Source organism: Zooshikella ganghwensis DSM 15267 (assembly GCF_000428585.1).
GTDB classification, from domain to species: domain Bacteria; phylum Pseudomonadota; class Gammaproteobacteria; order Pseudomonadales; family Zooshikellaceae; genus Zooshikella; species Zooshikella ganghwensis.
Genome location: NZ_AUAF01000189.1, coordinates 1 through 7,268 on the forward strand (window position 1 = coordinate 1; position 7,268 = coordinate 7,268).

Here is a 7,268-nt window from a genome sequence, read left to right on the forward strand (position 1 = left end):
GGAGACAACGATTGGTCAGCTAGTAGAAAGGTTTAATATTCAGCGAACCAAAGGCAGAACACTATGGAGCTTGACTAATCGAATTACCCGCAAGCTATTATCACACAGTTTGTGTGTATTATTTAATAGGAACCAAGGCAATGCTCCTCTTCAGTTAGCTAAATTAATAGGCTAAAAAGTCGAGCATCGCGTTATGGTAGGTAGATAAAGGAGTAAACATTTGATTAAGCCACAACTGTCTGAGGATGACCTGTGTTTTGATGCCGACCATATTTGGCACCCCTATACCTCAATGCAAAACCGTTATCAGATGTTTCCAGTTGTTTCCGCTGAAGGGGTTCAACTGACGCTGAATGATGGACGACAGTTGATAGATGGTATGGCATCTTGGTGGTCGGTCATTCATGGCTATAACCACCCTAAACTTAATGAGGCTATTCAGCAGCAGTTAGGGCTGATGGCGCACGTGATGTTTGGTGGGTTAACCCATAAGCCTGCTATTGAGCTGGCCCGAAAATTAATTGCAATATCTCCAGAACCTCTGCAACAGGTCTTTTTTTCTGACTCAGGTTCAGTGGCCGTTGAAGTGGCTATTAAAATGGCGTTGCAGTATCAGCAAGCAACAGGAAATACCCTGAAGAGGCGCTTGCTGACAGTAAAGCGGGGTTATCATGGTGATACTTTTTCTGCTATGTCTGTTTGCGATCCTGAACAGGGAATGCATACGTTATTTCAGGGGGTGCTCCAAAAGCAGCTCTTTGCTCCAGCACCTCAAAGTCCCTTTAAAGGGGCATGGCAACCTGAAGAATTGGCTGCGGTAAAACAGTTATTCAAGCAACATCACGCAGAAATAGCAGCCTTTATTATTGAGCCTATTGTCCAGGGTGCAGGAGGGATGCGTTTCTATGCACCAGAATATTTGGCTGAGATTAGAAGGCTTTGTAACAAGTACCAGGTTTTGCTCATAGCGGATGAAATCGCCACGGGGTTCGGTCGAACGGGTAAACTGTTTGCCTGTGAGCATGCTGGCGTAGCGCCAGATATTTTGTGTTTGGGGAAAGCGCTGACAGGCGGATACATGTCGTTTGCGGCAACGTTGTGCTCGGATGAGGTCAGCCAGGCAATTTCCAAGGATGGAGTGTTGATGCATGGTCCTACGTTTATGGCAAACCCTCTTGCTTGCAGTGTTGCTAATGCCAGTGTTGATTTGCTCTTGGCACAAAACTGGTCAAGCACTATTGCATTGATAGAACAAGAACTTATAAAGGGTTTAGCCCCCTGTTCCTCTTTACCTCAGGTGGTGGATGTTAGAGTCTTAGGGGCAATAGGTGTTGTTGAGTTACAACAGCCTGTTGATATGCATAGGGTTCAGCCGATGTTTGTAGAGCAGGGGATATGGGTGCGCCCCTTTGGTAAATTAGTTTATGTTATGCCACCTTATATTATTTCAAAAGAGCAGCTTGCCTTGCTTTGCCAAGGAATTTGCAACGTGATTACTCGGTTAGGGGAATGATTAATGGAAGCTCAAGGATCGTATGACTGGCAAACTTTATACCAGACGCATGTCGCTGTGCTAATGGAGAGACTGCAAAAAATTTTAAATGAAAATAAATTTGATGGCGTACTTATCTATTCAGGGACATCACCTGTAGCATTTCGTGATGATAACAATTATCCCTTTAAAGCTAATCCTCACTTTAAACATTGGCTGCCATTATCAGAGCAACCAGGCTGCATGTTGTGGATAACTCCAGGTATTAAACCTACACTTTTTTTTCTGCAGCCGCAGGACTTTTGGCATGCTGCTCCACCTGAACCTGAAGGTTTTTGGATCAATGAATGGGATATTAAAATTGTACGCACTATATCTGAAGTCCGGCAACAATTAGTTATTGATTGGAACAAAATAGCGTTTATTGGTGAAATTACCGATGATTTATTTGATTGGCCTGTTCAGCATATTAACCCGAAAACATTGCTTGCAAATTTGGAATATATGCGGGCATATAAGACAGAGTATGAGCAGCATTGCTTAAAAATGGCGAATATTCGGGCGGTTAAAGGACATCGTGCGGCTTATCAAGCCTGGTGCTCAGGAAAAACAGAATTTGAAACACATTGTGCTTATTTATTGGCCTGCCAGTTAAGAGAAAGTCAGTTGCCATATGATAGTATTGTTGCGTTTAATGATCACGGTGCTATTTTGCATTATGATCATTACCAAACATGTGCATCTGCAGAAATAAACAGCTTTTTGTTAGATGCGGGCGCAGTATATAATGGTTATATTGCAGATATTACACGTACTTATTGTGCGGGTGAGTCACATGTTTTTGGTGAGCTTATCCAAGCGCTTGATCTTGCTCAGCAAAAAATAATTTCAGAAATTAAACCTGGAATTTCTTTTGTTGACTTACATGAAAAAATGCATGAAGCGATAGCTGTATTGTTACATCAGTTTGAAATAGTTCATCTACCTGTAGAACAAATAATGAGAGATGATATTACCCAGGTATTTTTTCCACACGGACTTGGCCACTTAATTGGTGTACAAACCCATGATATTGGTGGGAGGCAGAGAGATATCAGTGGTGAAATGTTAGCGACACACTCTAAACATCCTTTTTTACGTTTATTACGACCGTTAGATATTAATGTTGCTACAACCATTGAGCCAGGAATCTATTTTATTCCAATGCTATTAAAGAGGTTACATCAAAGTACACATACTAAGCATATTAACTGGGCATTGATTGATGCATTGTGTAGTTTTGGGGGGATTCGTATTGAAGATACCATTATTATCAATGAACATGGAGCTGAAAATATTACGCGGAATGCTTTTAAATTAATGTTCGAACTGTGATTTTTTTGTAATTTTCTATGCCAGCAAAACTACTAATAAAATAAAGTGGTTTTGCTGGTTTTGTGTATAATTCTATCTTTATAGAAATATTTAATTCATAAAAATGACTTCTTTATATTGTGTTTTTTATTGCAGTATTTGTCGTGTGTTTTTACACATTTAAATTAAACTGTTATGTAGCAATCATGAAATAATATATTTTTTTTCGTAAAGACAAAGGCTTAGTTGATATTACCCTTTCTGGCACAGTAATTGTTATTAGGCAGAGGTAGCATGAGCTTCTATAAAGGGTAAAAAAATGACAAAGCTGAAACCACTGATTTATGCCTGCGCATTAACTGCACTGAGTGGCGGTATGACGTATGCAGATAATATTTTTCTTGATGTTGGAACGAGTTTTAATGCAGTAGATGCAGATTCCAGAACTGATGACTTTGAAAAGTTATTATTTAGTGTAATTGCCACTTCGACTTATACCATTGATGATAATATTTTTGGTGGTGATGATACAATATTGGATACTGGTGACAAAGTAGTTGATACTGGCACCTCAAATATTGGTTCTTTAGAGACGAGTTCTGCAACTGCTTTAGTTGGGCCTGCACTAGAAGGCTTTAACAATGACTGGGGATTAGATATAGATTATACAATCAGTGGTTATTCCGTCGTAGGCCCTGGTGGTATTCCTGATGAGTTAGCGGCAGTCTTTACTTCAGGTTCCGCAAGTATCTTCTTTGATGACTTTATGGGTACCGATACTAAAGTATTAGAATTAGACCTTACATCAAGTATGATTGAACCCACAAATGTACTATTGACAGGAATCGTTGACTACAGTTGGTGTGAGCCAGCGTGCTCAACATTTGTTAAAGAGTTCTTCAATTTCTCTGAACCTGTTGCGGGTGAAAATGCGTTTTACGATATATGGGCTCTCAACCTTACTCCACCTATCAGTATTATGTGGCGTTTAGATACCAACATTGATGAGGCAGCTATAGTAGCACCCGAACCGATTGCAGAAGGGTCTACTACATGGACGCGAGAAACAGAGTTATCACCAACCATTCTATTTGTACCTGAGCCTGGTACTTATGGAGTAATGCTTCTGGGTTTAGGGGCTTTGCTTTTCTCGCAACGTCGTCGAATGACTTACGCTTTTACAGATAAGCGTTAACATTGATTTCTCTTGCTTTGTTTATACTAATAAGTAGGCGTTAATAAGCACAATGGAGTGTGCTTAACCTCCCAGTTTTTTCTCTTCTAACCTTAGCAGGTCAAATGAATATAAAAAAATAGTTTGCGATGAGTAGAGGCTACGCAAATTTAAGCATTGCAAACCAACTTTCCGCTATACCTCAATCACGTTAAAAAGGTAATTTGTTGTATTTCCTTGAAATGGGGGAAGGCCTTTGAAAATCGTAAGTTAACTTTCCATCAAAGTGAATTTTACAACAATAAAAATATATGTGATTGTTTTATCTGATTTAGTGAGGCTTGGTAGCTACGAATGGACAGTATAGCGTGTACTTTTATATATAAAGTGTAAACTTTGATGCATTCTTGATGTTCTTTGTATAACTATGCGGTTAAGCACAGCAAGTAAAATATGGTTCAATAAAATAAGACCTAGGTTGTTTGATATCCTTCATTGATGATTTTTAGGATTGTTTGTGGGTTTACCTATACCCTTTACAAATCATTTTTGGGGTTTGTTGTTGGTGTTTTATACCTCAGTCACTTATTAATATTAAGTTCTGGGAGGTTCATCACTTGAGGGTTCCCTAAAAAAACTTTGTTTGGGGGTAAAAATCACAATACTTATATACCCATTACCAACGAAATACACTTCATAAAGGGACTTTTTATGCTGAGTTTAACGTTAAGTAGTGATCAAGCTATCTGTATTGGCAATGATATATTGATAGTGTTTGAGTCTGTTTGCGAAAGCAGGCAGCGAGTTAAAATTAAAACGTTTGCTCCCAAAGAAGTATCGATCAAGCGGTTAGAAATTTATGAGGATCGAGATCGGGTTGAAAAAGATTTAAAAGAATATTTCACAAAAATTAGGCGAAGACGAACAGGTCGTATTACTAAAAAGCCTTATCGATATAATCGTTCAGAATCTAATAAAGCTAAAATTCATTTTAAAAAAAGATGACATTTAAACATTGGTGTTGATAACTGACAAAATATATAATTATTGTGTTGTTTGTCACATAAGCGTTAAGAGCCATGTTATGGCTTTATAGTTCACTTGCAAGACTATCGAATACATGATATTTGCTTACTCTTGAAAGAGAATTGTGAGGTAAATCATACGTTGTTATATAGACACTTCATATACGAGTTGGTTTAGTAAAATCCGTACTACGGTTTTGTCTGTGTTGAACATATTAAATATCCTTCACCAATCAATTATATTTATATGCGCTATCCATAGCGCTTACCTTAATGGGCCAGTGAAGCTGTTTTAATGTGTTCCAGACAGATTAGTAGGAGTTGTTGTATTCCAAAAGGCATCAAGATCAGCGTTCTTGACCATTGAGAATGGTCTGAATGCAGTTTATGTATAATGCTGTTTATATATAGTAACGTGGGTTTCATGTAGTAGAGTAATTGCTGAGGAGCCTTTAACTGTCATCCTAGCCGCTCATTAACATAACCGCCTGACAAACCCTTTTAAAACACAGTTGTGGTTGCTATCAGTTAGTCTTAACTGATCAGACTAGCGCCAAAAAAGCCTTCACTGTGGGTATAGCACTGATCATTAAGTGAAAAGAATAATTGTAAATGTATCTAAGTTTAAAAAGAGTACTGTGCTGTATAAGTTTATGCTTAATATTTCATGAAGGCATAGCCACTGCTTCTACTGAGAGGAGTACAGTAGTCGCTCAGCCTGAAGTTGCTGAAATTAGTACCCAGTTAGTTGCTATTAGCGATAGTGCTTTTGGGTCTGTTAACCAACTGTTGTATACATTTCTTATTACAAATACATCATCAACAGCTATTGATCTACGAAATAGTGTAATTCAATTCATAACGCCCTTTCGTTTAGAAAGTATTGATGGTGATTTTGGCGCAATTAGATGGCCAGAGAATAAAATATTTGTCTCTGAACGCCATCCTAAGGGGTATCAAAACTTGCTTACCCTTGCTTACAGTGTTGAGTCTTCGCACATTGATGATGAGCAAACGAGTTTAAAACCGGGTGCAAGCATTCAGTTGACTTTTGAAGCACCGTTAGGCATTGAACTTGAGGATGTGCGTACATCGCTTAAGCTTTTATTGGAGCCATCTCCTCCAATGAAAGTTGGACAGCTGCTCATAAAAACCCCATTACCAACAGAAGCCTTATTAAACAGTCAAGCGCCTAGTATTGAGGTTTTTGGTGAAAATGGTTATCACCAACAAGTGAGTCTTGACTGGGGGCAAACGTATATTATCGATCAATTACCTTATGGTGACTATGCTATTCATACTAACCCATTAGAGCACTACCCTGGAGGAAGAGACCAGCATGTAGCTCTCACACATACGTCACCGTCTGCATCTTTATCTTTAGAATATGAACGTTATATAGATACGGTAACGCGTTTTACGATAACAATGCCGCACAAGCAAGAATCAGCCAATGTTGAGAAAAAAATATACTTACAAAACTTAACTAGAGGTGGACTTCCGTTAACGAAGGTCATTAACTGGGGAGAAGAGCTTGTTTTGAATAACCTTATTATGGGGCATCGTTACCGCTTGTGGGCGACTAGTTTTACTTATAATGGCACTAAATACTTGCCGAATATAACACATAAACGCCCCTATGAGTTTACTGCAAATCATCATTCTGCAGATAAATTTTCACTACAGTATGCAACAAAATCAGAATTAAGTAAAACGTTGGTGCCGATACTGATTGAAGTAACGGGCTTGCCCTTGGGCGCACGACCATTGTTAAGCCTTAAAGGTACGAAGATGAAGAGAGTATATCAGTACCCAATAAGTCATGCTGAAACAACTATTTTAAGTGTAATATCAGGTAAGTATAAAATTCAAGCAAGCGTTTACTCTGTAAATAATAAAGAATTTACCCCTACTATCTCTCAAAATGAAATTGCTGTGAAAGAAGGTAAAGTTAATAAAATTTCAGTGATCTATAAAAAAGTAAAGTAACTCGTTGACAGGTAAGCCACTAGTTTGACTAGTGTGACTCTCAAGGCTTGGCCTCTAGATTCAGTTTTATGGAGAAAGAAGACATGTGTAAAGTTTCCAGTGGCTTGGCGGCCCACATAAAAGGAAACAATGCACATGTCATATCAAAGCTTAAGTCATTCTAAATGGGATTGTAAGTACCATTTGGTTTTTGTGCCAAAAGGAAGAAGAAAAATACTTTACGGTAAAATCAGAA

5 protein-coding genes and 2 pseudogenes are annotated in these 7,268 nt (G+C 38.4%); all 7 read left to right on the top strand.

The window, feature by feature from the left end; translation table 11 throughout:
- Positions 1 to 175: pseudogene (locus F607_RS36225) on the top strand (IS982 family transposase); the annotation flags it as partial.
- A 48-nt stretch (positions 176 to 223) separates the two neighbouring features.
- Entirely contained in the window at positions 224 to 1,513 is a 1,290-nt protein-coding gene (bioA, locus tag F607_RS0123170; protein ID WP_027709974.1) for an adenosylmethionine--8-amino-7-oxononanoate transaminase, read from the top strand.
- Positions 1,514 to 1,516: 3 nt separating this feature from the next.
- On the top strand, positions 1,517 to 2,866 hold the full coding sequence (pepQ, locus tag F607_RS0123175) for a Xaa-Pro dipeptidase (protein ID WP_027709975.1): 1,350 nt from the start codon (positions 1,517 to 1,519) through the stop codon (positions 2,864 to 2,866).
- 298 nt (positions 2,867 to 3,164) lie between these two features.
- The gene (locus F607_RS0123180) at positions 3,165 to 4,040 is read left to right on the top strand and encodes a PEP-CTERM sorting domain-containing protein (RefSeq protein WP_027709976.1); all 876 of its coding nucleotides are present in this window, start codon (positions 3,165 to 3,167) and stop codon (positions 4,038 to 4,040) included.
- Between the two features lie 690 nt (positions 4,041 to 4,730).
- The gene (locus tag F607_RS0123185) at positions 4,731 to 5,024 is read left to right on the top strand and encodes a carbon storage regulator (protein WP_027709977.1); all 294 of its coding nucleotides are present in this window, start codon (positions 4,731 to 4,733) and stop codon (positions 5,022 to 5,024) included.
- 632 nt (positions 5,025 to 5,656) lie between these two features.
- Entirely contained in the window at positions 5,657 to 7,033 is a 1,377-nt protein-coding gene (locus tag F607_RS0123190; RefSeq protein WP_027709978.1) for a hypothetical protein, read from the top strand.
- Positions 7,034 to 7,168: 135 nt separating this feature from the next.
- Positions 7,169 to 7,268: pseudogene (locus F607_RS33775) on the top strand (IS200/IS605 family transposase); the annotation flags it as partial.

Excerpts from the sequence above, each read along its gene's own strand:
- pepQ (WP_027709975.1), top strand. The coding sequence starts at position 1,517 with ATGGAAGCTCAAGGATCGTATGACTGGCAAACTTTATACCAGACGCAT.
- F607_RS0123180 (WP_027709976.1), top strand. The coding sequence starts at position 3,165 with ATGACAAAGCTGAAACCACTGATTTATGCCTGCGCATTAACTGCACTG.
- F607_RS0123185 (WP_027709977.1), top strand. The coding sequence starts at position 4,731 with ATGCTGAGTTTAACGTTAAGTAGTGATCAAGCTATCTGTATTGGCAAT.
- F607_RS0123190 (WP_027709978.1), top strand. The coding sequence starts at position 5,657 with ATGTATCTAAGTTTAAAAAGAGTACTGTGCTGTATAAGTTTATGCTTA.